At 69.5% G+C, this 19,732-nt stretch carries 20 protein-coding genes; 13 read left to right on the top strand and 7 right to left on the bottom strand.

From position 1 onward, the window contains the following. The first annotated feature begins 78 nt into the window (after window positions 1-78). The 5 genes from galU to ACAZ03_RS15190 are packed head-to-tail and all read left to right on the top strand — an operon-like array spanning window position 79 to window position 6,310. Entirely contained in the window at window positions 79-972 is an 894-nt protein-coding gene (galU, locus tag ACAZ03_RS15210) for a UTP--glucose-1-phosphate uridylyltransferase GalU (RefSeq protein WP_373354923.1), read from the top strand. A gap of 7 nt (window positions 973-979) precedes the next feature. Then, complete coding sequence (locus tag ACAZ03_RS15205; protein ID WP_373354922.1) at window positions 980-2,146, top strand: glycosyltransferase family 4 protein; 1,167 nt, start codon at window positions 980-982, stop codon at window positions 2,144-2,146. Window positions 2,147-2,185: 39 nt separating this feature from the next. Continuing rightward, window positions 2,186-3,190, top strand: coding sequence for a glycosyltransferase family 2 protein (locus ACAZ03_RS15200; protein ID WP_373354921.1), 1,005 nt, complete (start codon window positions 2,186-2,188; stop codon window positions 3,188-3,190). A 10-nt stretch (window positions 3,191-3,200) separates the two neighbouring features. Continuing rightward, window positions 3,201-4,904, top strand: coding sequence for a beta-1,6-N-acetylglucosaminyltransferase (locus ACAZ03_RS15195; RefSeq protein WP_373354920.1), 1,704 nt, complete (start codon window positions 3,201-3,203; stop codon window positions 4,902-4,904). Further along, window positions 4,904-6,310 carry a nodulation protein NodH gene (locus ACAZ03_RS15190; RefSeq protein ID WP_373354918.1) on the top strand — a complete coding sequence of 469 codons (1,407 nt, stop codon included), beginning with the start codon at window positions 4,904-4,906 and terminating at the stop codon, window positions 6,308-6,310. The genes ACAZ03_RS15195 and ACAZ03_RS15190 overlap by 1 nt, the downstream gene beginning before the upstream one ends. Before the next feature lie 2 nt (window positions 6,311-6,312). On the opposite strand, the gene ACAZ03_RS15185 is transcribed toward ACAZ03_RS15190, so the two are convergent. The 6 genes from ACAZ03_RS15185 to ACAZ03_RS15160 all read right to left on the bottom strand — a co-directional run bounded on the left by ACAZ03_RS15185 (window position 6,313) and on the right by ACAZ03_RS15160 (window position 10,094). Further along, window positions 6,313-6,777: a PTS sugar transporter subunit IIA gene (locus ACAZ03_RS15185; RefSeq protein ID WP_373354916.1), complete on the bottom strand. Its 465-nt coding sequence runs from the start codon at window positions 6,775-6,777 to the stop codon at window positions 6,313-6,315. 45 nt (window positions 6,778-6,822) lie between these two features. After that, window positions 6,823-7,410 (bottom strand): ribosome hibernation-promoting factor, HPF/YfiA family, encoded by a 588-nt coding sequence (gene hpf, locus ACAZ03_RS15180; protein WP_373354914.1) that lies wholly within the window; start codon window positions 7,408-7,410, stop codon window positions 6,823-6,825. A gap of 223 nt (window positions 7,411-7,633) precedes the next feature. Next, window positions 7,634-8,386, bottom strand: a complete 753-nt coding sequence (gene lptB, locus ACAZ03_RS15175; RefSeq protein ID WP_373354913.1) for an LPS export ABC transporter ATP-binding protein — start codon at window positions 8,384-8,386, stop codon at window positions 7,634-7,636. Beyond that, on the bottom strand, window positions 8,386-8,859 hold the full coding sequence (locus tag ACAZ03_RS15170) for an LptA/OstA family protein (RefSeq protein WP_373354911.1): 474 nt from the start codon (window positions 8,857-8,859) through the stop codon (window positions 8,386-8,388). Before ACAZ03_RS15170 ends, lptB begins: the two co-directional genes overlap by 1 nt. Further along, window positions 8,856-9,479 carry a hypothetical protein gene (locus ACAZ03_RS15165; RefSeq protein ID WP_373354910.1) on the bottom strand — a complete coding sequence of 208 codons (624 nt, stop codon included), beginning with the start codon at window positions 9,477-9,479 and terminating at the stop codon, window positions 8,856-8,858. Before ACAZ03_RS15165 ends, ACAZ03_RS15170 begins: the two co-directional genes overlap by 4 nt. Window positions 9,480-9,482: 3 nt before the next feature. Then, window positions 9,483-10,094 (bottom strand): ribonuclease D, encoded by a 612-nt coding sequence (locus ACAZ03_RS15160; RefSeq protein WP_373354909.1) that lies wholly within the window; start codon window positions 10,092-10,094, stop codon window positions 9,483-9,485. Window positions 10,095-10,490: 396 nt separating this feature from the next. Between ACAZ03_RS15160 and ACAZ03_RS15155 the strand changes: the two genes are divergently transcribed. The 7 genes from ACAZ03_RS15155 (at window position 10,491) to ACAZ03_RS15125 (ending at window position 17,914) form a co-directional block, all read left to right on the top strand. Next, entirely contained in the window at window positions 10,491-11,255 is a 765-nt protein-coding gene (locus tag ACAZ03_RS15155; protein WP_373354908.1) for a GntR family transcriptional regulator, read from the top strand. An 81-nt stretch (window positions 11,256-11,336) separates the two neighbouring features. Further along, window positions 11,337-12,773 carry an aminomethyl transferase family protein gene (locus tag ACAZ03_RS15150; RefSeq protein ID WP_373354907.1) on the top strand — a complete coding sequence of 479 codons (1,437 nt, stop codon included), beginning with the start codon at window positions 11,337-11,339 and terminating at the stop codon, window positions 12,771-12,773. 103 nt (window positions 12,774-12,876) lie between these two features. Beyond that, window positions 12,877-13,857, top strand: coding sequence for a TRAP transporter substrate-binding protein (locus ACAZ03_RS15145; RefSeq protein ID WP_373354905.1), 981 nt, complete (start codon window positions 12,877-12,879; stop codon window positions 13,855-13,857). Between the two features lie 7 nt (window positions 13,858-13,864). Beyond that, on the top strand, window positions 13,865-14,416 hold the full coding sequence (locus tag ACAZ03_RS15140; protein WP_373354903.1) for a TRAP transporter small permease: 552 nt from the start codon (window positions 13,865-13,867) through the stop codon (window positions 14,414-14,416). Next, the gene (locus ACAZ03_RS15135) at window positions 14,413-15,717 is read left to right on the top strand and encodes a TRAP transporter large permease (protein WP_373354901.1); all 1,305 of its coding nucleotides are present in this window, start codon (window positions 14,413-14,415) and stop codon (window positions 15,715-15,717) included. Before ACAZ03_RS15140 ends, ACAZ03_RS15135 begins: the two co-directional genes overlap by 4 nt. After that, the gene (locus ACAZ03_RS15130) at window positions 15,714-16,547 is read left to right on the top strand and encodes a DUF1932 domain-containing protein (RefSeq protein ID WP_373354900.1); all 834 of its coding nucleotides are present in this window, start codon (window positions 15,714-15,716) and stop codon (window positions 16,545-16,547) included. Before ACAZ03_RS15135 ends, ACAZ03_RS15130 begins: the two co-directional genes overlap by 4 nt. Next, window positions 16,544-17,914, top strand: coding sequence for an aminomethyl transferase family protein (locus ACAZ03_RS15125; RefSeq protein WP_373354899.1), 1,371 nt, complete (start codon window positions 16,544-16,546; stop codon window positions 17,912-17,914). Before ACAZ03_RS15130 ends, ACAZ03_RS15125 begins: the two co-directional genes overlap by 4 nt. A gap of 104 nt (window positions 17,915-18,018) precedes the next feature. Here the strand turns inward: ACAZ03_RS15125 and ACAZ03_RS15120 are convergent, their stop codons facing one another. Further along, the gene (locus tag ACAZ03_RS15120; RefSeq protein ID WP_373354897.1) at window positions 18,019-18,201 is read right to left on the bottom strand and encodes a DUF1674 domain-containing protein; all 183 of its coding nucleotides are present in this window, start codon (window positions 18,199-18,201) and stop codon (window positions 18,019-18,021) included. A gap of 47 nt (window positions 18,202-18,248) precedes the next feature. Here ACAZ03_RS15120 and ACAZ03_RS15115 point away from each other — a divergent pair, with 47 nt between their 5' ends. Further along, window positions 18,249-19,598, top strand: a complete 1,350-nt coding sequence (locus tag ACAZ03_RS15115; protein WP_373354895.1) for an RsmB/NOP family class I SAM-dependent RNA methyltransferase — start codon at window positions 18,249-18,251, stop codon at window positions 19,596-19,598. Window positions 19,599-19,732: the final 134 nt, after the last annotated feature.

Raw genomic sequence — 19,732 nt, 5'->3', positions numbered from 1 at the left:
CGTTTTATCTCTAAGAGTTAATCAAACGTTAGCAACTGGCGGCATTGTTGAGATGCCGATGACAGAAGGATGGGTCAGATGAGTAAACGAGTCACCAAGGCAATTTTCCCGGTCGCAGGCCTTGGGACGCGCTTCCTGCCGGCGACGAAGGCGGTGCCGAAAGAGATCATGACGCTGGTCGACCGGCCGCTCATCCAATACGCGATCGACGAGGCCCGCGCCGCCGGCATCGAGGAGTTCATCTTCGTCACCTCGCGCGGCAAGTCCGCGCTGGAGGATTACTTTGACCTCGCCCCCGAGCTCGAAGCCAAGCTCGAGCGCGACGGCAAGACCAAGCTGCTGGAGGTCCTCAAGACCACCAACATGGATTCGGGCGCCATCGCCTATATCCGCCAGCACAAGGCGCTCGGCCTCGGCCATGCCGTCTGGTGCGCCAAGCGGCTGGTGGGCAACGAGCCCTTCGCCGTGATCCTGCCCGACGACGTCATCGCCGCCGACAAGCCCTGCCTCGCCCAGATGGTCGAGGCCCATCAGGAAACCGGCGGCTGCATGGTCGCCGCGATGGAAGTGCCGGAAGAGAAGGCCAGCGCCTACGGCCTCCTCGATGTCGAGAAGAACCTCGGCTCGACGATGCGCGTGAAGGGCATGGTGGAAAAGCCGCCGATCGAGGAGGCGCCCTCAAACCTTGCCGTCATCGGCCGCTACATCCTCACCCCCGAGGTGATGGAGACGCTCAGCCACACCAAGCCCGGTGCCGGCGGCGAGCTGCAGCTCACCGATGCCATCGCCGCGCAGATCGACACCGAGGCGGGCGTTCACGGCTTCCGCTTCCAGGGGCAGCGCTTCGACTGCGGCTCCAAGGCGGGCTTCCTGCAGGCGACCGTGGCCTTCGGCCTCGCTCGCGAAGAGCTGCATGACGAGTTCGCCTCCTATCTGCACGACGTGACGGCCTTCCGGCGCGCCGCGGAATAACCACGCCTTGCCCCCGGCTCGGCTTCTCGATGTCACGCGGCTGGTCTCACGGGCCGGCCGCGTTCTGACGGGCGTCGACCGGGTGGAGGCGGCCTATCTGGCCGCGCTCCTCGCCGCGCCGCAGCCGGCCTTCGGGCTCGTCCGCACGAGGGCGGGCTATCTTCTTCTCGATCAGGCGGGGCTCTCCGCCGCGGCCCAGCGGCTTCTGGGCCGGGCCCCCTGGGGCGAGCCGGATCTGCGCGCCCGGCTCCTGCGGCCCCGCGCCCCGGCGCGGGCGGGGGCAGAGACGGCCCTGCGTGCCCTCGCCAAGGGGCGGGCCCCCCATGCCAGGCTCGGGCGGCTCCTCCGCCGGCATCTGCCTGCGGGCACCGCCTGCCTCGTCACCGGCCATACCGGGCTGACGGAGGAGGCGCTCATCGCGATGAAGAGCGTCTCCGGCGCCACGCTCGCCATCTTCATCCACGACACGATCCCCCTCGATCACCCTGAATTCTGCCGCCCCGGCACGGCGCAGCGCTTCACCGAGCAGCTCGCCGCCACCGCCACCCATGCCGATCTGATCCTCACCTCCTCGGGCACCGTCGCCACCTCGATCCGCCGCCGCCTGCCGGCGCCGCGGCCGGTGCATGTCGTGCCCCTCGGCGTCGAGATCGCGGCGCCCGAGCCGCTGCCGGACGACCTGGTGCCGCAAGAGCCCTATTTCGTCTCCATCGGCACGCTGGAGCCGCGCAAGAATCTTGGGCTCCTTCTCGATGTCTGGGAGGAGCTGCCGGACCCGCCGCAGCTCTATCTCTGCGGGCATCGCGGCTGGGAAAGCCCGGCCTTCTTCGCCCGGCTCGATGCCGCCCCCCGCGCCGTCATCGAGCGGCGGGGCCTGACCGACGGCCAGCTCGTCACGCTCCTCAAGGGCGCCCGGGCGCTGCTCATGCCGTCGCTTGCCGAAGGCTTCGGCCTGCCCGCGCATGAGGCGCTCGCCCTCGGCACCCCCGTGCTCGCGCTCGACCTGCCGGTCTGGCGCGAAACGCTCGGCGACAGACCCGTTTACCTGCGCGAATCGGATGCGTATCACTGGCGGGCAAGCATTGGCGCGATGGTGGCGGACGCGCCCGCCGCCCCGCCATATGAGCCGCCGAGCTGGGAGGCGCATTTCAGGGCCGTGTTAAGCATGACCTGATAGCGGCTCGCGGGCGGGCCGGCAGATGAGGGGTGAGCCTTGGGGTTCAGGCAGGCATACCGGCTGAGGCTGCGCCGCAAGCGCTGGCGCATCCGCGCCTTTCGCAAGCGCCGCGAGCTGAGCGCGGTGACCGACCGGACGGGCGAGATCCGCCGCAGCGACCTGCTCGTCTTCTCCACCTTCCGGAACGAGAATCTGCGCCTGCCGCATTTCCTCGATTACTACCGGCAGATGGGGGTGGGCCATTTCCTGATGGTCGACAACGGCTCGACGGACGGCGGCCGCGAATTCCTCGCCGAGCAGCCCGATGTCTCTCTCTGGACGACCAAGGCCAGCTACAAGCGCGCCCGCTTCGGGGCAGACTGGCTGAACTGGCTCGCCATGCGCCATGCCCCCGGCCACTGGGCGCTGACGGTCGACCCCGATGAGCTCTTCGTCTTCCCCTTCTGCGACACGCGGCCGCTGCGCGCGCTGACCGACTGGCTCGACGCCAGTTCGATCAAGAGCTTCTCGGCCATGCTGCTCGACATGTATCCCAAGGGCGCCGCCGAATACCGGCGGGGGGAGGACCCGCTGGAGGTCGCCTGCTGGTTCGACAGCGGCAATTACATGATCCAGCGCAACCCCAAGCTCGGCAACCTCTGGATCCAGGGCGGCCCCCGCGCCCGCACCTTCTTCGCCGAGTCGCCGGCCCATGCGCCGGCGCTCAACAAGATCCCGCTGGTGAAATGGGACCGCGCCTGCGTCTACGACAGCTCGACCCATTGCCTGCTGCCGCGGGGGCTCAACGCGACCTATGACGAATGGGGGGGCGAGAAGGCCTCGGGGCTGCTCCTCCACACCAAGTTCCTCGGCACCTTCGCCGAGAAGGCGGCGGAGGAGCTGACGCGCGGCCAGCATTACGCGGCGAGCCGCGAATACCGCGCCTATGCGGGCGGCGGCACGCAGAGCGAGCCCGACCTCTGGTGCCAGTGGAGCGAGAAATACATCAACTGGCGGCAGCTCGAGATCCTCGGGCTCATGTCCAAGGGCAACTGGGCGTGAGGGCGGGCGCATGAGATTGGGCGTCATCATGCTCGTCCACACGGCGCTCACCCGCGCCGAGGAGGTGATCCGCCGCTGGGTCGAGGCGGATTGCCCCGTCGTCGTGCATGTCGACCGCAATGTCTCGCGCGAGGATCACGCCCGCTTCACCGAGGCGCTGGCCGACCTCGGCCCGATGGTCAGCTTCGCCAGGCGCCACCGCTGCGAATGGGGCACCTGGGGGCTGGTGGCGGCGACGCAGGATGCCGCCGAGCAGATGCTCTTGAAGCACCGCGACGTCGGCCATGTCTTCCTCGCCTCCGGCTCCTGCCTGCCGCTGCGGCCCATCGAGGAGCTGAAGGCCTGGCTCGCCGCCCGGCCGGAGACGGATTTCATCGAAAGCGCCACCACGGCTGACGTCCCCTGGACGGTCGGGGGCCTCAGCGACGAGCGGTTCACGCTGCGCTTCCCCTTCTCGTGGAAGCGCCAGCGCAAGCTCTTCGACCGCTATGTGAAGCTGCAGCGGCGGCTCGGCGTCCGCCGGCGCATCCCGGCGGGGATCGTGCCGCATATGGGCAGCCAGTGGTGGTGCCTGACGCGCCGCACCCTTTCCGCCATCCTGACGGACCCGATGCGCCCGGCGCATGACCGCTACTTCCGCCGGGTCTGGATCCCCGACGAAAGCTATTTCCAGACGCTGGTGCGGCTCTATTCGACGGAGGTCGAAAGCCGGTCGCTGACGCTCTCGAAGTTCGATTTCCAGGGCAAGCCGCATATCTTCTACGACGATCATCTCGAGCTCCTGCGCCGCTCCGACTGCTTCGTCGCGCGGAAGATCTGGCCGCAGGCGGATCTGCTCTACGACACCTTCCTCGGCACCATCGCGCCCAAGCGCGACGCCGAGCCCAACCCCGGCAAGATCGACCGTGTCTTCGCCAAGGCCACCGAGAGGCGGACGCGGGGGCGGCCGGGGCTCTACATGCAGTCGCGTTTCCCGAACGAGAACTGGGAGCGGGGGATCACGAGCGCCCGCTATTCCGTCTTCGAGGGGTTCGAGGAGCTCTTCGAGGATTTCGCCCCCTGGCTCGCGCGGCTCTCCGGCGCCCGGGTGCACGGGCATCTCTTCGGTCCCGATGTGGCGGAGTTCGAGGGCGGGCAGGCGCATGTGGCGGGGGCGCTCTCTGCCTCTGCTGCGCTCCGCGACTACAACCCGCGGGCGTTCCTGACCAACCTCATCTGGTCGGGCCGGGGCGAGCGGCAGTGCTTCTCCTACGGGCCGGCGGATACCGAGGCGATCTCCTGGATCATCGCCAAGGACCAGAACGCCACGATCTCCGTCATCTCCGGCGCCTGGGCCGTGGCGCTCTTCCGCGCCGGCGGAGATTTCGGCGCGGTGCGCGCCGAGGCGGCGCGGCTGCAGAAGCTCGAGGCCGATCACATCGCCGCGCTCCGCTCGCCCTATGCCAAGGCCCGCGTGCAGGTCTGGACGATGGCGGAGTTCATCGAGGCGCCGATGGAGGTGCTCCAGCACGCCGCCGAGGCCGCCACCGGCGCCGCGCCCGGCGAGCGGCGGCTGACGGAGGTGCCGAAGATGGTCGACCTCGGCGGCTTCGGGCAGTTCCTCCAGCAACTCAAGAACGAGGGGATGCATCCGCATCTGATGGGCGATTTCCCGGTCGATCCGGGTGCCGCCGGCCGCCGCCGCGCGGCGCGCAAACCCTATCTGGTGCGCTGATGGCTGGCCCGTTCGATGCTTTCGTCGTCTTCGCCGAGATGCGCACGGGCTCGAACTTTCTCGAGGCGAACCTCAACGCCATGGAGGGCGTCACCTGCCATGGCGAGGCGTTCAACACCTTCATCATCGGCACCCTCAAGGGCACCGAGATCCTCGGCATCTCCCGGGAAGAGCGCGACGCCGACCCGATGCGGCTGGTGGAGGCGATCCGCACCGCCCCGGGGCTCAACGGCTTTCGCTACTTCCACAATCACGACCAGCGGGTGCTGCTGCCGGTGCTGGAGGATCCGCGGATCGCCAAGGTGGTGCTGACGCGCAACCCGCTCGATTGCTTCATCTCGCGCCGCATCGCCGATGCGACCGGCTACTGGAAGGTGACAGACGCGAAATCGGCCCAGCACCGCGCCAAGGCGGTCTTCGATGCCGAGGCCTTCGAGCAGCATCTGGCGAGGGTGCAGGGCTTCCAGCTCCAGATCCAGAAGGCCCTGCAGGTCACCGGCCAGACGGCCTATTACCTCGATTACGAGGATCTCTTCGAGCTCGACACGCTGAACGGGCTGGCGAAGTTTCTGGGGGTGGAGGGGCTGAGCTCGCTCGACCGGACGCTGAAGAAGCAGAACCCCGAGCCCATGGAAGAGCGCGTCGAGAATTTCGGCGAGATGCAGGCGGCGCTGGCCGGCTATGACCGGTTCGACCTGTCGCGGACCCCGAATTTCGAGCCGCGCCGCGGCCCCGGCGTGCCGAGCTGGCTGGCGGCGGCCGCCTCGCCCGTGATCCACCTGCCGATCCCGGCCGGGCCGCTGGCGGCGGTGCGCAAATGGCTGCGCGAGCTCGATGGCGCGCCGCCGCAGAAGGGCTTCACCGGCAAAGAGCTGAAAGCCTGGCTGGCCGCCCATCCCGAGCGGCGGAGCTTCACGGTGCTGCGCCATCCGCTCGCCCGCGCCCATGCCGCCTATTGCGACAAGGTGGCGCCCGGCGGGCCCGAGGGCTACGACGATCTCCGCCGCGTGCTCGCCATCCAGTTCGGCTTCCAGCCCGAGGCGGATCCGGCCGACATGGCCGCGCATCGCGCCAATTTCCTGACCTTCCTCAAGTTCGTGCGCTCGAACATCGCCGGGCAGACGGCGCAGCGGATCGATCCGGCATGGGCCAGCCAGACCGCCGTTCTGCAGGGCTTCTCGGCCTGGGCCATGCCCGGGCTGGTGCTGCGCGAGGACGAGCTGGCGGACGACCTGCCCCGCCTCGCCGCGCGGCTCGGCCGCGAGGCGCCGGCGCTTGGCGAAACCGATCCGCATCGCCAGCGGCTCGCCGCCATTGCGGACGAGCCCCTGCAGGCGGCTGCGCGCGCCGCCTATCCGCGTGATTTCGAGCTACTGGGGTTCGGCGCCTGGGCGCCACCGGCGTAAGGTCAGGCCGCCTGGTGCGCGCGGCTTTCCGTCAGGATCGCGTAGAGCGTCGCGGGGTCGCTGTTGGCCCGCAGCTTGGCGCAGGTGCCGGCATCGCGCAGCGTGCGCGAGACCAGCGCCAGCGCCTTCAGATGCTCCACCCCCGGCGAATCGGGGGCGATCAGCGCGAAGACGAGGTCGACCGGCTGCCGGTCCACCGCGTCGAAATCGAGCGGCTTTTCCAGCCGCATGAACAGCCCGACCACATGCTTGAGGTCATCGAGCCGCGCATGGGGCAGGGCCACACCATTGCCGAAGCCGGTTGGCCCCAGCCCCTCGCGCTCGAGCAGTGCTTCAGTGACCTCGCCCGCCGGCAGGCCATGACAGGCCTGCGCGGTTTCGCCGAGATCATGAAACAGCCGCTTCTTGCTTGAGACCGCGCTGACAACGCGCACGGCCTCAGGTTTGAGAATCTGGCTCAGATCCATTCCACCGTCCCAATTGGCTGAGTGGCCGGGCTCTGCCGTCGGCCTTCAGCGCGTGACTTGCGGGTCGATCCAGCCGATATTGCCGTCGTCGCGCTTGTGCACGACGTTGATCTGCCCGTGTTTCTCGTTGCGGAAGACCAGCACGCTCGCATGTGCCAGCTCCATCTGCATCACGGCCTCTCCGACCGAAAGCGATGGGATATGCGTCTCCATCTCGGCGACGATGACCGGTGCCCAGCCATTTGCGTCTGTCTCACCCGCCCCGTCTTCGTCGTCTTCTGATGGGGCGAGGATATAAGAGCCTGCCGCCATAAGTTCAACAGGCGTGACGCGCTCCTTGTGATGGTCTTTCAGGCGGCGTTTGTAGCGCCTGAGCTGCTTGTCCATCTTCTCGTTCGCCGCATCGAAGGCGGCGTAGATTTCGGGCGCCGCCGCCTTGGCGGAGACGTTGAGCCCGGTCGACAAATGCACGACGGCTTCGCAGGTGTATTCGAAGCCGGACTTGGAGAACACGACATTGGCGTCGGTCGGCCGGCCGGCATACTTGCCGACCGTCTCGTCCAGTTGGGCGCTCACATGCGACTGCAGGGATTCGCCGATATCGATTTGCTTGCCACTGATCTGAGTGCGCATCGTCTCTCCTTACCGTTCACCGGGACCGGCATGACTGCAGGCGGCGCATGATGCGCCGGGCGCCGGTCCGTCGGGGGGGATGATGGCGACCCGACCCGCGTGGGGGAGGCGCGCCCTAGCGGCGCCGCTCGCCCGTGAAACTGATGGATCGGGAGCGTCATCAGCCCCCATCTTGCGCGTATTTCGGCAGGGGATGTCAAGCGGCGCCGATGCCACGCCCCCGTCAGCCGACCTTGAAGGTTTGCCCCAGGTAAACGCGGCGCACGTTCTCGTCGCGCACCACCTCTGCCGGGCTGCCGCTCATCAGGACGCGGCCGTCGTGGAGTATGTAGGCCCGGTCGACGATCTCGAGCGTCTCGCGAACGTTATGGTCGGTGATGAGCACGCCGAGCCCCCGGGTCTTGAGCTGCGAGACCAGCTCGCGAATCTCGCCGACGGCGATCGGGTCCACCCCGGCGAAGGGCTCGTCGAGCAGCACATAGGCCGGATCGGCGGCGAGACAGCGGGCGATCTCCGCCCGCCGCCGCTCGCCGCCGGAAAGCGCCAGCGCCGGGGTGCGGCGCAGGTGGGTGATCGAGAACTCGGTCAGAAGCTCCTCCAGCCGCTCGCGGCGGGCATGGGGGTCGGGCTCTGCGATTTCGAGAATCGCGAGGATGTTGTTCTCGACGGAGAGGCCACGGAAGATGCTCATCTCCTGCGGCAGGTAGCCGATGCCGAGCTGGGCGCGGCGGTACATCGGCAGGGCCGAGACGTCGCGCCCGTCGAGGATCACCTGCCCGCCCTCCGGCAGCACCAGGCCGGCGATGGCATAAAAGCAGGTGGTCTTGCCCGAGCCGTTGGGGCCGAGGAGCGCCGCCACCTCGCCCCGGTGCACCGTGAGCGAGACGTCGCGGATCACCGGCCGCTTGCGGTAGCTCTTGCGGAGAGAGATGACGCGGAGCCCGGCCTCGCCCTCGGTGAGCTGAAGGTCCGCCATCAGTCGCCCCCGATCACCGTGCGCACGCGGCCCTCGAGCCGGGCGGTGCCGGCGGCGAGATCGATGACGGCGCTTTCCGCGCCGATGGCGCTCGGCCCCTGCTGGATCAGCACGCCGCCGGTCAGCGTCAGGCGCTGGGCCGCAAGGTCATATTCCGCCGCATCGGCCTCCGCCGCCTCTTCCGGGGTCACGAAGGTGACGCCGCCGGAAAGGGAGAGGGCGGTGATCTCGCCGCTCTCCTCGCTGTAGGTGACGCGCACCGCGCCGGCGGTGATCGCCATCTCGCCCTGGGTGACGGTGACATTGCCGGAAAAGACGGCGGCGCCGTCCTCCTGGCTGATGTCCAGCGCATCGGCGGTGACCTCGACCTCGGCGTCCGGGTCCACCTCGATCCGGCCGAGATCGAAGGTGGATTGCGCGGCCGCGGGTGCGGCGATGACGAGGGCGAGGAGGAGGGCGAGGCGGCGGATCATGGGTCGGAGGCTCCCTGTTGGGCGGGATCATATAGCAGGCGGACGCCGCCGGAGAACACAAGTTTGCCGGCGCCGCGCCCGCCCCAGCTCAGCGCCCCCGCCTCGATCATGCCGAAGGGCGCCTGCACGGCGAGCCGCCCGAGGCTCTCGATCTGCCCCGTGGCGAGGTCGGCGGTGACACCCTCCGTCTCCATCCGGTAGCCGTTGGTGGTGGTCAGCCGGGCGAGGCCGGTGAGCTCGGCGCGGCGGGCCGTGAGGTCGAGCCGCCCGGTGCCGGCGGTGATGGTCAGCCCCGTGCCGTCGGCGGCGTCCACCTGGGCGCGGGGGCGGAGAATGGTGAAGGCCTCCTCCCCCCCGGTGTCGGGGCGGATCTCGTCTGCGGCGATGGCGATGGCCGAGCCATCCTGCGCCACCCCGGCATAGGAGGGGCTCGCCACCCGCTGCTCGCGGGCGATCTTCTCGACCTCGGCGAAGGGCACCTCCCCCGGCGCCTCGTGGCGGGTGAAGAGGAAGAGCGTCGACAGGAGCCCCAGCGCGATCAGCGGCAGGGCGATCTTCGACCAGGAGACGAAGATGGAGTAGAGATTGTCGGCCGCGGGGCGGATGTCGCGGCGGGCCATCGGCTAGTGCGCGAAGATGTCGATCTCCGGCCAGCCGGCGAGGTCGAGCTCGGCGCGGGCGGGCAGGAAGTCGAAGGCGGCCTTGGCCAGCGCGGTGCGGCCCTCGCGGGCGAGAAGCCCGTCGAGCACCTCCTTGAGCCGGTGCAGGTAGAGAACGTCGGAGGCGGCATAGTCGAGCTGCGCGGGCGTCAGCTCAGGCGCGCCCCAGTCGCTCTGCTGCTGGTGCTTGGAGATGTCGATGCCGAGCATCTCCTGCAGGAGCACCTTGAGCCCGTGCCGATCCGTGAAGGTGCGCACGAGCTTGGAGGCGATCTTGGTGCAGTAGACGGGGGCCGTCCGCGCGCCGAAGGCATGCTGGAGCGCCGCGATGTCGAACCGGCCGAAGTGGAAGAGCTTGAGGACTTGGGGGTCCTGCAGCAGCTTCACGAGGTTCGGGGCAGAGGTCTGGCCGGGGGCGACCTGGATCAGGTGGCATTCCCCGTCGCCGCCCGACATCTGGATGAGGCAGAGCCGGTCGCGATGGGGGTTGAGGCCCATGGTCTCGCAATCGATGGCGACGACGGGGCCGAGGTCGAGCCCGTCCGGCAGGTCGCCCTGGTAAAGATGATTGGCCATGGGACCTCGCGGGAGCTGGCGGTTCGCGAGGGATGTAAGGGCTCGCGGGGGGCCTGTCTACCGGCGGCGGGGGCGCGGGCGGGTGGCGGGCTGAAGCCCGCCCTACGGACTGTCGCCTGGGGAGGCCGACGGTTTTGCTGTGCCCCCGCCCGGTACGCGCCGGAACGGCGCAGGGCGAGCGCCGGCCCGTCCCGCGGGTCGGCGCTCCGGTGAGGACAGGCATGACGATGAGCGGGGAGGCTTGCGGCACCATAAAGCGCGATGCGGCGCGGTCAGGAGCGCCACCCCCCGGGCCGGCGCTCGCCCTGCGCGGCGAGGGCGGGAGGTGTGGCGGCCGGGTGGTGGGTTGCAAACCCACCCTACGCGTCCATCCGCCGAGGGCTTGCCCGGCGGAGAATGGCCGATATTGTATACATGATCGTGAGGAGAGCCATGGCCGCGCAGCCGAAGGACAATCAGGAGGGGCGGGCGCTGATCGCGCTGCGCGAGAGGATCCTCGGCGGGGTGCTGCCCGGGGGCACGCGGCTCTTCGAGGTGCCGCTGGCGGAGGAGATGCGCATCTCCCGCACGCCGCTCCGCGCCGCCATGTCGCGTCTGGCGGAGGAGGGGCTCCTGGAGCGCGCCCGGGGCGGGGGCTTTCTCGTGCGGGCCTTCACCGTGGCCGATGTCATCGACGCCATCGAGCTGCGCGGCGTGCTCGAGGGCACCGCCGCCCGGCTCGCCGCCGAGCGCGGCGTACCGGAGGAGCGGCTCGCCCGCCTTGCCGTGCTGACCGCCGAGCTCGACGGCTGCTTTCAGGGCGCAACCGTCGATTTCGAACGCTATTCGGCGTTGAACGGCGCCTTCCATGCGGCGCTCCAGCACCTGCCCGGCAGCGAGATCCTCGCCCGCGAGCTGGAGCGGACCAAGACGCTGCCCTTCGCCAGCCCCTCCGCCTTCCTGCCCGACGAGACGGCCCATGCCGATTTCGAGCGCTCGCTCGCCCATGCCCAGGCGCAGCACCGCGCCCTGCACGAGGCCATCGCCGCCCGCGAGGGCGCCCGGGCCGAGGCCATCGCCCGCGAACATGCCCGGCTCGCCCGGCGCAACCTCGATCACCTGATCCGCAACAAGGCGCCCGGCGCGCCGCTCTCGCCCGCGCTCGCGCTGGTCATCGACTGAGCGCCCCGCCCGTCCCGTCGCTGCGCTGCGGCGGAGGAGACGCTTGCCATAGGGCCGGAATCACGCCAGCTATGACGGCGAATGTATACATTTCCCAGGGAGGACAAGATGGCCGCCAACTCGCTTCAGGATGTCATCGACGAGAAGGGCAACGTCGTCGACGTGCTCCGCAACTCGAAGATCGGCATGTATGTCTATCCGGTCGTGGCGCCGGAATTCGTCAACTGGCGGGATGAGCAGCGCGCCTGGCGCGAGACCGCCGTGCTCTTCGACCAGTCGCACCACATGGACGAGCTGATCGTCGAGGGGCCGCAGGCGACGGAGTTCCTCTCCTACCACGGCATCAATTCCTTCGCGAATTTCGACCTGAACCGCGCCAAGCACTTCGTGCCCGTCACCCCGGCCGGCCATGTGATCGGCGATCACATCATCTTCCGCGAGCACGAGCAGAAATACATCCTCGTCGGCCGCGCGCCGACCTCCAACTGGCTGCAATTCTGCGCCGCCTACGGCAAGTGGAACGTGCGCATCAAGCATGACCCCCGCAGCCCCAGCCGCCCCGAGGGCGAGCGCGTGCTGCGCACCCATTACCGCTACCAGATCCAGGGCCCCGACGCGCCGAAGATCTTCGAGAAGATGAACGGCGGCCCGATCCCGGACATCAAGTTCTTCCATGTCGACTGGATCAACGTCGGCTCCCGCAAGGTGCAGGCGCTGCGTCACGGCATGTCGGGCGCGCCGGGGCTGGAGATCTGGGGGCCCTATGAGGACAAGTCCTACGTCCTCAACGCCATCCTCGAGGCCGCGAAGGAGGCGAAGGTCGACCTCGTGCGCTGCGGCTCCCGCGCCTATTCGACCAACACGCTGGAATCGGGTTGGATTCCGAGCCCGCTGCCCGGCATCTACACCGGCGACGGCATGCTCGCCGAGTATCGCCAGTGGCTCGGCGCCGATGCCTACGAGGCCGGCGGCGCCATCGGCGGCAGCTTCGTCTCCGACAATATCGAGGATTACTACGTCAACCCGTTCGAGCTCGGCTACGACTTCTACATCGGCTGGAAGAAGGACGATTTCGTCGGCAAGGAGGCCCTGACCGCGATGAAGGGCTCGCCCTCCAACCGCAAGAAGGTCACCTTCGAGTGGAACCGCGACGATGTGCTGAAGGTCATCGCCTCGGCCTTCGAGAAGGGCACGCCCTTCAAGTGGATCGACTTCCCGCAGCCGAACTACGCCTCCACCAGCGCCGACATGGTGCTGAACGAGGCCGGCAAGATGGTCGGCATGTCGATGTTCAACGGCTATTCCTACAACGAGCGCTGCCTTCTGTCGCTCGGCGTGGTCGACCAGTCGGTCGAGGTCGGCGACGTGCTGACGATGAAGTGGGGCGAGCCGGAGACCACCGGCAAGACCTCCACCGAGAAGCACGAGCAGACGGAGATCCGCGTCCGCGTCTCGCCGACGCCCTATTCGAGCGAGGCCCGCACCAACTACGCCGATAGCTGGCGGAGCCGCAGCTAGGAGAAGACTTGGGGCGGAGGCAGAGAATTGCCTTCGCCCCGAATAGGCCCATGATGGGCCGAACTCGCGTGGAGGAGCGCGCGGGACACCAAGGGAGGAAACTATGCTGATGAAGACCCTCGCGGCCGGCACGGCTGCTCTGGCGCTGGCCGGCCCGGCCGCTGCCGAAACTCTCAAACTTGCCCATTGGGTGCCGCCGCAGCACACGCTCACCGCCTCGACGGTCGAGCCGCTGGTCAACGGCGTGTCGGAGGCCACCGGCGGCGAGCTGACCATCGACGTCTATCCGGGCGGCGAGCTCGGCGCCGGCCCGCTGGAGCAATATGTCCGCGTCGTGCAGGGCGTGGCCGATATTGTCTGGGGCCTGCAGGGCTATACCTCGAGCCAGTTCCCCCGCACGATGATCGCCGAGCTGCCCGGCGTCGTCACCGAGGACCGCCCCGGCTACGAGGCGATCTGGGACGCGATCGACGCCGGTTTCCTCATGGAGGAATATCCGCAGACCCGGCCGCTGGCGCTTTGGACCTCCGAGCCCAACATCTTCATCATGAAGGATCACGAGATCCGCTCGCCCGCCGATGTCGAGGGTCTGAAGATCCGCGTCTCCGGCGCCGTGGCGGGTGACATCATCGAGGCGCTGGGCGGCATTCCCGTGCAGATGCCGGCCGGCGAGATGTACAACGCGCTCGACACCGGGCTGATCGACGGCATCGTCACCGGCGCCTCTGCCGTGGGCGACTTCCGGCTCGACGAGGTGGCGAACAGCTACACGCTGAACGCGCCGCTCGGGCGGATCACCTTCTATCTCGTCATGAACCAGGGGGTCTATGACGGGCTCCCCGCCGAGATGCAGGCCGCCATCGACGCCAACTCCGGGCGCGTCCTCTCCGAAAGTGCCGAAACCGGCTGGTATGCCGCCAATGACCGCGTGCTGGAAAGCATCGCGGCGACCGGCGACAACGCCATCGTGGAGCTCACCGACGAAGAGGCCGCGGCCTTTGCCGAGCTGACGCTGCCGGTCACGGATGCCGTCGTCGCCGAGCTCGGCGCCGATGACATCCTCGCGGCGATGCAGGGCGAGTGAGCCGGACATGCTCGCCGCTTTGCGGAAACTGGCGGACGGGCTGATCCACCTTGCCGCGATGATCGGGGCGCTCGCCCTCATCGTGCTTCTGGTGGTCATTCTGATCGACGTGGTGGGGCGCTATTTCGGCGCCCCCCTCACCGGCGCGCAGGACATCTCGACGATGGGCCTTGCGGTGCTCGTCTTCGGCGGCATGGCGCTCTGCGACCGGCTGGGCGGCCATGTCTCCGTCGACATCTTCGAGCGCAACTTCCCCGACTGGCTGAACCGGGGGGGAGACATCGTGGCGGCGGCGCTCGGCATCCTCTTCTTCGGAGGCATCGCCTGGACGATGTGGGACAGCTCGCAGCTCAGCCAGATGCTGAACCTCAAGACCAACATCATCGACCTGCCCAAGTGGTGGTTCCAATGGGCGATCATGGCCTTCTCGGCGATCACCGCCTTCGGCATGGCTCTGCGGATGGTCGAACTCAGCCTCGGCGGGCCGCGGCCCGGCCATGAAGGCGCGACTGACGGAATCTCCTCCGGCGGAGCGCCTTCCAACGGAGCGCCTGAATGAGCCCAGAACTCCTCGGCCTTGTCGGCATCGCCCTTCTCTTCGTCCTTCTGATCCTGCGCATCCCGGTGGCCGTGGCCATGGCCGTCGTCGGCTTTGCCGGGGTCTGGATCCTGAACTCGTGGAACGCTGCGCTTTCGACGCTGTCGACCGAGGCCTTCACCATGGCCTCGAAGGCGGAGCTCGTGGTCGTGCCGCTCTTCATCCTCATGGGGAACGTGGCGAGCGAGACGGGCATGTCGCGCCGGCTTTACGACGCCGCCTATGCGGTGATCGGCCAGATCCGCGGCGGGCTCGCCTCGGCGACGATCCTCGGCTGCGGCGGCTTCGCGGCGCTGTCCGGCTCCTCCGTCGCCTCGGCCCTGACGATGGGCAAGGTGAGCCTGAAGGAGATGGACCGCTTCGATTACGCGCCCTCGCTCTCGACCGGGGCCGTGGCGGCGGGGGGGACGCTCGGCATCCTCATCCCGCCCTCCACCGGCTTCGTGATCTACGCGATCCTCGCGCAGGAGAGCATCGGGCGGCTCTTCCTCGCCGGCGTCCTGCCGGGGCTCCTGCTGCTGGCGCTCTTCGTCGTGACGATCACGCTCCTTTGCTACATCTGGCCGAAGCTCGGGCCGGCGGGGCCGCGCACGTCGATGCGCGAGAAGGGCCGCAAGCTCCTCGGCGCCGGGCCGATCCTTCTCGTCATCCTTCTGACCATCGGCGGCATCTACGGCGGCATCTTCTCGCCGGTGGAGGCGGCGGCGGTGGGCGCCGGCCTCGTCATTCTCGGCGGCATCATCGAGCGAAAGCTCACGCTCGCCGCGCTCTGGCGCGCCTGCCGCGACTCCGTGGTGACGACGGCGACGGTCATGCTGATCCTCATCGCCGCCTCGCTCATCAACCCCTTCCTCGCGCTCAGCCACATCCCCGAGCTGGTCGGGACCTTCCTCGAAGGGTTGCAGGTGGCGCCGGTGGTGGTGCTGGGGCTGATCCTCCTCAGCTACCTGATCCTCGGCTGCTTCCTCGAAGGCTTTGCCATGCTGGTGCTGACGATGCCCATCTACTTCCCCGTCATCACCGCGCTCGGGATCGACCCGATCCTCTTCGGCGTGCTGGTGGTGCTGGTGCTGGAGATGGGGCTGATCTCGCCGCCGGTGGGGGTCAACGTCTTCATCGTGAAGTCGGTCGCGCCCTCCGTGCCATTGGGGACGATCTTCCGCGGCGTGATGCCCTTCTGGCTGGCCATGCTCGTCTGCACGGCGCTGATCGTGGCCTTCCCCCAGATCGCGCTGATCCTGCCGGATACGATGATCCAATGACGCGGCTCGGCTTCCTCGGCTTCGGCGAGGCGGCCGGGGCCTTTGCCGAGAGCCTGAGGGCGGCCGACCCGGGGTCGGAGTTCCTCGGGTTCGACGTCGCGGACCGGGCGGAGGCGATGGCGGCGGCGGGCGTGACCCCGGTGACCCGCGAGGGGCTGGCGGCGGCGGAGTGGCTCTTCTCCGCCGTGACGGCGGACCAGAGTCTTGCGGCACTCGAAGCGCAGGCCAGGCACCTCGCCCCCGGCCAGCTCGTCATCGACATCAATTCCGTCTCGCCCGGCCGCAAGCGCGCATCGCAGGCACTGGTCGAGGCGCGGGGCGCCGGCTACCTCGACATGGCGGTCATGGCCCCCGTTCACCCGCGCGGCCACCGCACGCCGGTGCTGGTGGCGGGTGATGCGCCGGAAGCGGAGCTGACGCGGCTCGGCTTCGAGTGGCGGAGCGCCGGGGCCGAGCCGGGGCAGGCCACCGCCATCAAGATGGTCCGCTCGCTCTTCGTGAAAGGGCTGGAGGCGATCACCGTCGAGACGCTGCTCGCCGCCGAGGCCTCCGGCTGCACGGACGAGATCCTGACCTCGCTGGCCAAGAGCTACCCCGGCCTCGGCTTCCCCGAGATCGCGGATTACCAGTTCGAGCGCACGCTCCGCCACGGCGCCCGCCGCGCCGCCGAGATGCGCGAGAGCGCTGTGACCATCGCCGAGCTCGGCCTGACCGGCGCGCTGGCGCAGGCCATCGCCGAGGTGCAGGCCCGGCAGGGCGCGGCGGAGGTGGCGCCGGAGGCGCCGCTGGCCGAGCGGCTGGCGGCGAGACTGAGAGGGAGGACGACGTGAAGAGCCTGGAAGACAAGATAGCCGAATGGGGCGGCAACCCCGCGCGGATGCTGCAAAATTCCCCGGTGGGGAAATACGTCTACCCGATCCCGGCCGAGTTCTCCAACTGGATGGAGGAGCAGCGGGCCTGGCGCGAGGGCGTCGTGCTCTTCGACCAGTCGGTCCACATGACGGATCTCTACGTCCGCGGGCCGGATGTCATGCGGCTCCTCTCCGATCTCGCCGTCAATTCCTTCAAGGGCTTCGGGCCGAACAAGGCCAAGCAGATCGTCTGCGTCAACGAGGAAGGCTTCCTCATCGGCGATTGCATCCTCTTCGGGCTGGGGGAGGACGAGGTGAACATCGTCGGCCGCCCGAACCTGCCCAACTGGGTGCAGTTCCATGCCGAAACCGGCGGCTACGACGTGACCGTCGAGCGCGACGAGCGGCGGATCGACGCGCCCGACGCGCCGCGCAAGACCTATCGCTACGAGCTGCAGGGGCCGAAGGCGATGGCGCTGCTGGAAGAGCTGAACGAGGGCGGGCCGTTGGTCACCAAGTTCTTCCAGATGGGCGAGATCACCATCGCCGGCTGCCGGGCGCGGACGCTCAGCCACGGCATGGGCGGCGCCGAGGGGCTGGAGTTCTGGGGCCCGGCCGAGGACGGCCCGGCGGTGAAGGCGGCAATCCTGAAGGCGGGCGCTTCCCACGGGCTGCGGCAGGCGGGCGCGCGGGCCTATTCGTCGGTCGCGGCGGAATCGGGCTGGATCCCCTCGCCGGTGCCGGCGATCTACGAGGGCGAGGCGACGCGCGCCTATCGGGAATGGCTGCCGGCGGCGAGCTTCGAGGGCGTGGCGTCGATCGGCGGCTCCTTCCAGTCGGACGACATCCGCGATTACTACGTCACCCCCTGGGATTTCGACTATGGCCGCGTCGTGAAGTTCGACCATGACTTCATCGGCCGCGCGGCGCTGGAGAAGATGGCCGAAGGCCCCCACAGGCAGAAAATCACGCTGGTCTGGGACCGCGACGGGGTGCTGGAGATCTTCGCCGGCCTCATGGGCCCCGACCCCAAGCCCAAGCTCATGGAGATGCCGACGGGCCATTACGCCGCCCATCCCTTCGACGCGGTGCTGGGTGGCGAGGGCCGGCGCATCGGCTTCTCCACCTATCCGACCTACACGGTCAACGAGAGCGCCTGGATCTCCCTCGCCGTGGTGGAGCCGGAGTTTGCGAGCCCGGGGAGCCGGGTGGAGCTTCTCTGGGGCGAGGATCCGGTGTCGGAGAAGCCGGTGGTCGAGCGCCACCGGCAGATGCGGCTCGGGGCAGAGGTGCAGCCCTGGCCGATCCATGCGGCCAGCCGCGAGAGCTATCGGAAGAGGGGCTGAGGGCGGGCTTGGTGGAGAGGCCGGGGGGCCAGCCCCCCGGACCCCCGGCGATATTTATGGCCAGATGAAGGGGGTGGGGTGGGTTGTAACCCACCGTCCGGCGGTCAGAAATCGACCGCCAGCCCCTTCTTCTCGTAATCGCCGTAGCGCACCGGCTCCGGCCCCTCGCGGCCGCCGTATTCCTTCGGGAGCGGCGCCTGTGGGGCGGCCTTGCGGCGGGCCTCGGCCTCGGCGAGGGCGCGCTGAGCGGCGGGGGGAAGGTCGCGGGAAGGCGTCGTCTCGGCCATGGGCTTCGGCTCCGGGCGGTGCTAGGGGGCGCGGTCAGGAGAGTTTCATGGCCAGGCATCAGAGACAAGGGCAGCGGGACCACGGGCAGCGGGACCACCGGCAGCGCGCCGGGCGGCCGGACGCGCAGGAGGCCCAGAGCCAGGCGCCGCGGCGGGCGGCGCTGGCGCTGCTTTCGGCCGTCCTCGGAGAGGGGCGGCTGATCGCCGAGGTGGAGGAGCGCATCCTCGCGCCGCTCTCCCCCGAGGACCGGGCCCGCGCGGCGCGGCTGGCGGGCGAGGTGCTCCGCGGCCTGCCCCGCGCCGACCGGCTGCTGGCGCCGCATATGGAAAAGCGGCCCCCGATGGCGGTGCTCAACCTCCTGCGGCTCGGCACGGTCGAGCTCGCCTCGGGCGGGGCCGCGCATGGGGTCGTCAGCGATCTCGTGGCGCTCGCCGGGGCGGGCAAGAAGACCGCCGGGTTCAAGGGGATGGTCAATGCCGTCCTCCGCAAGCTGGCGGAGGGCGCGCCGGAGGCCTGGGCCGCCCAGCCCGTGCCGCGCCTGCCCGGCTGGCTGAGGAAGCCGCTGGTCAAGCGCTACGGCGCCGCGCGCGTGGCGGCGATGGAGGCCGCGCATGAGGCCGGTGCGCCGATCGACCTCACCGCCAAGGGCGACCCGGCGGCGCTGGCGGAGGCGACGGGCGGGGTGCTTTTGCCCACCGGATCGGTGCGGCTCGCCGGACCGGTGCAGGTCTCCGCCCTGCCGGGCTATGAGGGCGGCGCCTTCTGGGTGCAGGATGCCGCCGCCGCCCTGCCTGCGCGCCTCCTCGCCCCGGCGCCCGGCGCCAAGGTGCTCGACCTCTGCGCCGCGCCCGGGGGCAAGACCCTGCAACTGGCGGCGATGGGGGCGGAGGTGACGGCGCTCGACATCTCGGAGGCGCGCGCGGGGCGCCTGCGGGAGAACCTCGCCCGCATCGGGCTCGCCGCCGAGGTGGTCATTGCCGATGCGCTCGACTGGGAGGGCGGGCCGTTCGAGGCGATCCTCCTCGACGCGCCCTGTTCGGCCACCGGCACCATCCGCCGCCACCCCGACCTGCCCCATGCCAAGAGCGCCGCGAGCCTCGCGCCGCTCGTCGCCCTTCAGGAGGCGCTGCTCGATCGGGCGCTCGGGATGCTCGCCCCCGGCGGGCGGCTTCTTTACTGCACCTGCTCGCTCCTGCCCGAGGAGGGGGAGGCGCAGGTCTCCGCCGCGCTCAGGCGCCACCCGGGCCTTAGAGCCCTGCCGCTCGAGGCGCCCTGGATCGAGCCGGGCTGGCGGAGCGCCGAGGGCGGCCTCCGCCTCGCGCCTGATCTCTGGGCGGCGGAAGGCGGGATGGACGGCTTCTACATGGCGCTTCTCGCCCCGGCCGCCGCCGATTGATGCAGCCGCGCCCCGCCTCGCGCCCCCTTTGCGGCCCCTCGCGGCCCCGGCGGCGTGACTTGGCCAGGGCGGGCGCCTAGGATGCGGCCAAGAGGGCAAGGGGCCCGAGGGGGCGCCATTTTGTGAGCGGCGGG

It is taken from the genome of Pseudoroseicyclus sp. CXY001, from assembly GCF_041714655.1.
Classification (GTDB): domain Bacteria; phylum Pseudomonadota; class Alphaproteobacteria; order Rhodobacterales; family Rhodobacteraceae; genus Pseudoroseicyclus_A.
The sequence above is the reverse complement of the archived record's forward strand: the minus strand, read 5'-3'. Positions and strand labels throughout refer to the sequence as shown.

What these genes read in the sequence shown, in the direction of transcription:
- ACAZ03_RS15120 (WP_373354897.1), bottom strand. Translation starts at nt 18,201, where the DNA reads ATGGCCGAGACGACGCCTTCCCGCGACCTTCCCCCCGCCGCTCAGCGC.
- ACAZ03_RS15185 (WP_373354916.1), bottom strand. Translation starts at nt 6,777, where the DNA reads ATGGATCTGAGCCAGATTCTCAAACCTGAGGCCGTGCGCGTTGTCAGC.
- ACAZ03_RS15145 (WP_373354905.1), top strand. Translation starts at nt 12,877, where the DNA reads ATGCTGATGAAGACCCTCGCGGCCGGCACGGCTGCTCTGGCGCTGGCC.
- ACAZ03_RS15190 (WP_373354918.1), top strand. Translation starts at nt 4,904, where the DNA reads ATGGCTGGCCCGTTCGATGCTTTCGTCGTCTTCGCCGAGATGCGCACG.
- ACAZ03_RS15195 (WP_373354920.1), top strand. Translation starts at nt 3,201, where the DNA reads ATGAGATTGGGCGTCATCATGCTCGTCCACACGGCGCTCACCCGCGCC.
- galU (WP_373354923.1), top strand. Translation starts at nt 79, where the DNA reads ATGAGTAAACGAGTCACCAAGGCAATTTTCCCGGTCGCAGGCCTTGGG.
- ACAZ03_RS15170 (WP_373354911.1), bottom strand. Translation starts at nt 8,859, where the DNA reads ATGATCCGCCGCCTCGCCCTCCTCCTCGCCCTCGTCATCGCCGCACCC.
- ACAZ03_RS15115 (WP_373354895.1), top strand. Translation starts at nt 18,249, where the DNA reads ATGGCCAGGCATCAGAGACAAGGGCAGCGGGACCACGGGCAGCGGGAC.
- lptB (WP_373354913.1), bottom strand. Translation starts at nt 8,386, where the DNA reads ATGGCGGACCTTCAGCTCACCGAGGGCGAGGCCGGGCTCCGCGTCATC.
- ACAZ03_RS15135 (WP_373354901.1), top strand. Translation starts at nt 14,413, where the DNA reads ATGAGCCCAGAACTCCTCGGCCTTGTCGGCATCGCCCTTCTCTTCGTC.
- ACAZ03_RS15140 (WP_373354903.1), top strand. Translation starts at nt 13,865, where the DNA reads ATGCTCGCCGCTTTGCGGAAACTGGCGGACGGGCTGATCCACCTTGCC.
- hpf (WP_373354914.1), bottom strand. Translation starts at nt 7,410, where the DNA reads ATGCGCACTCAGATCAGTGGCAAGCAAATCGATATCGGCGAATCCCTG.
- ACAZ03_RS15130 (WP_373354900.1), top strand. Translation starts at nt 15,714, where the DNA reads ATGACGCGGCTCGGCTTCCTCGGCTTCGGCGAGGCGGCCGGGGCCTTT.
- ACAZ03_RS15150 (WP_373354907.1), top strand. Translation starts at nt 11,337, where the DNA reads ATGTATACATTTCCCAGGGAGGACAAGATGGCCGCCAACTCGCTTCAG.
- ACAZ03_RS15165 (WP_373354910.1), bottom strand. Translation starts at nt 9,479, where the DNA reads ATGGCCCGCCGCGACATCCGCCCCGCGGCCGACAATCTCTACTCCATC.
- ACAZ03_RS15160 (WP_373354909.1), bottom strand. Translation starts at nt 10,094, where the DNA reads ATGGCCAATCATCTTTACCAGGGCGACCTGCCGGACGGGCTCGACCTC.
- ACAZ03_RS15155 (WP_373354908.1), top strand. Translation starts at nt 10,491, where the DNA reads ATGGCCGATATTGTATACATGATCGTGAGGAGAGCCATGGCCGCGCAG.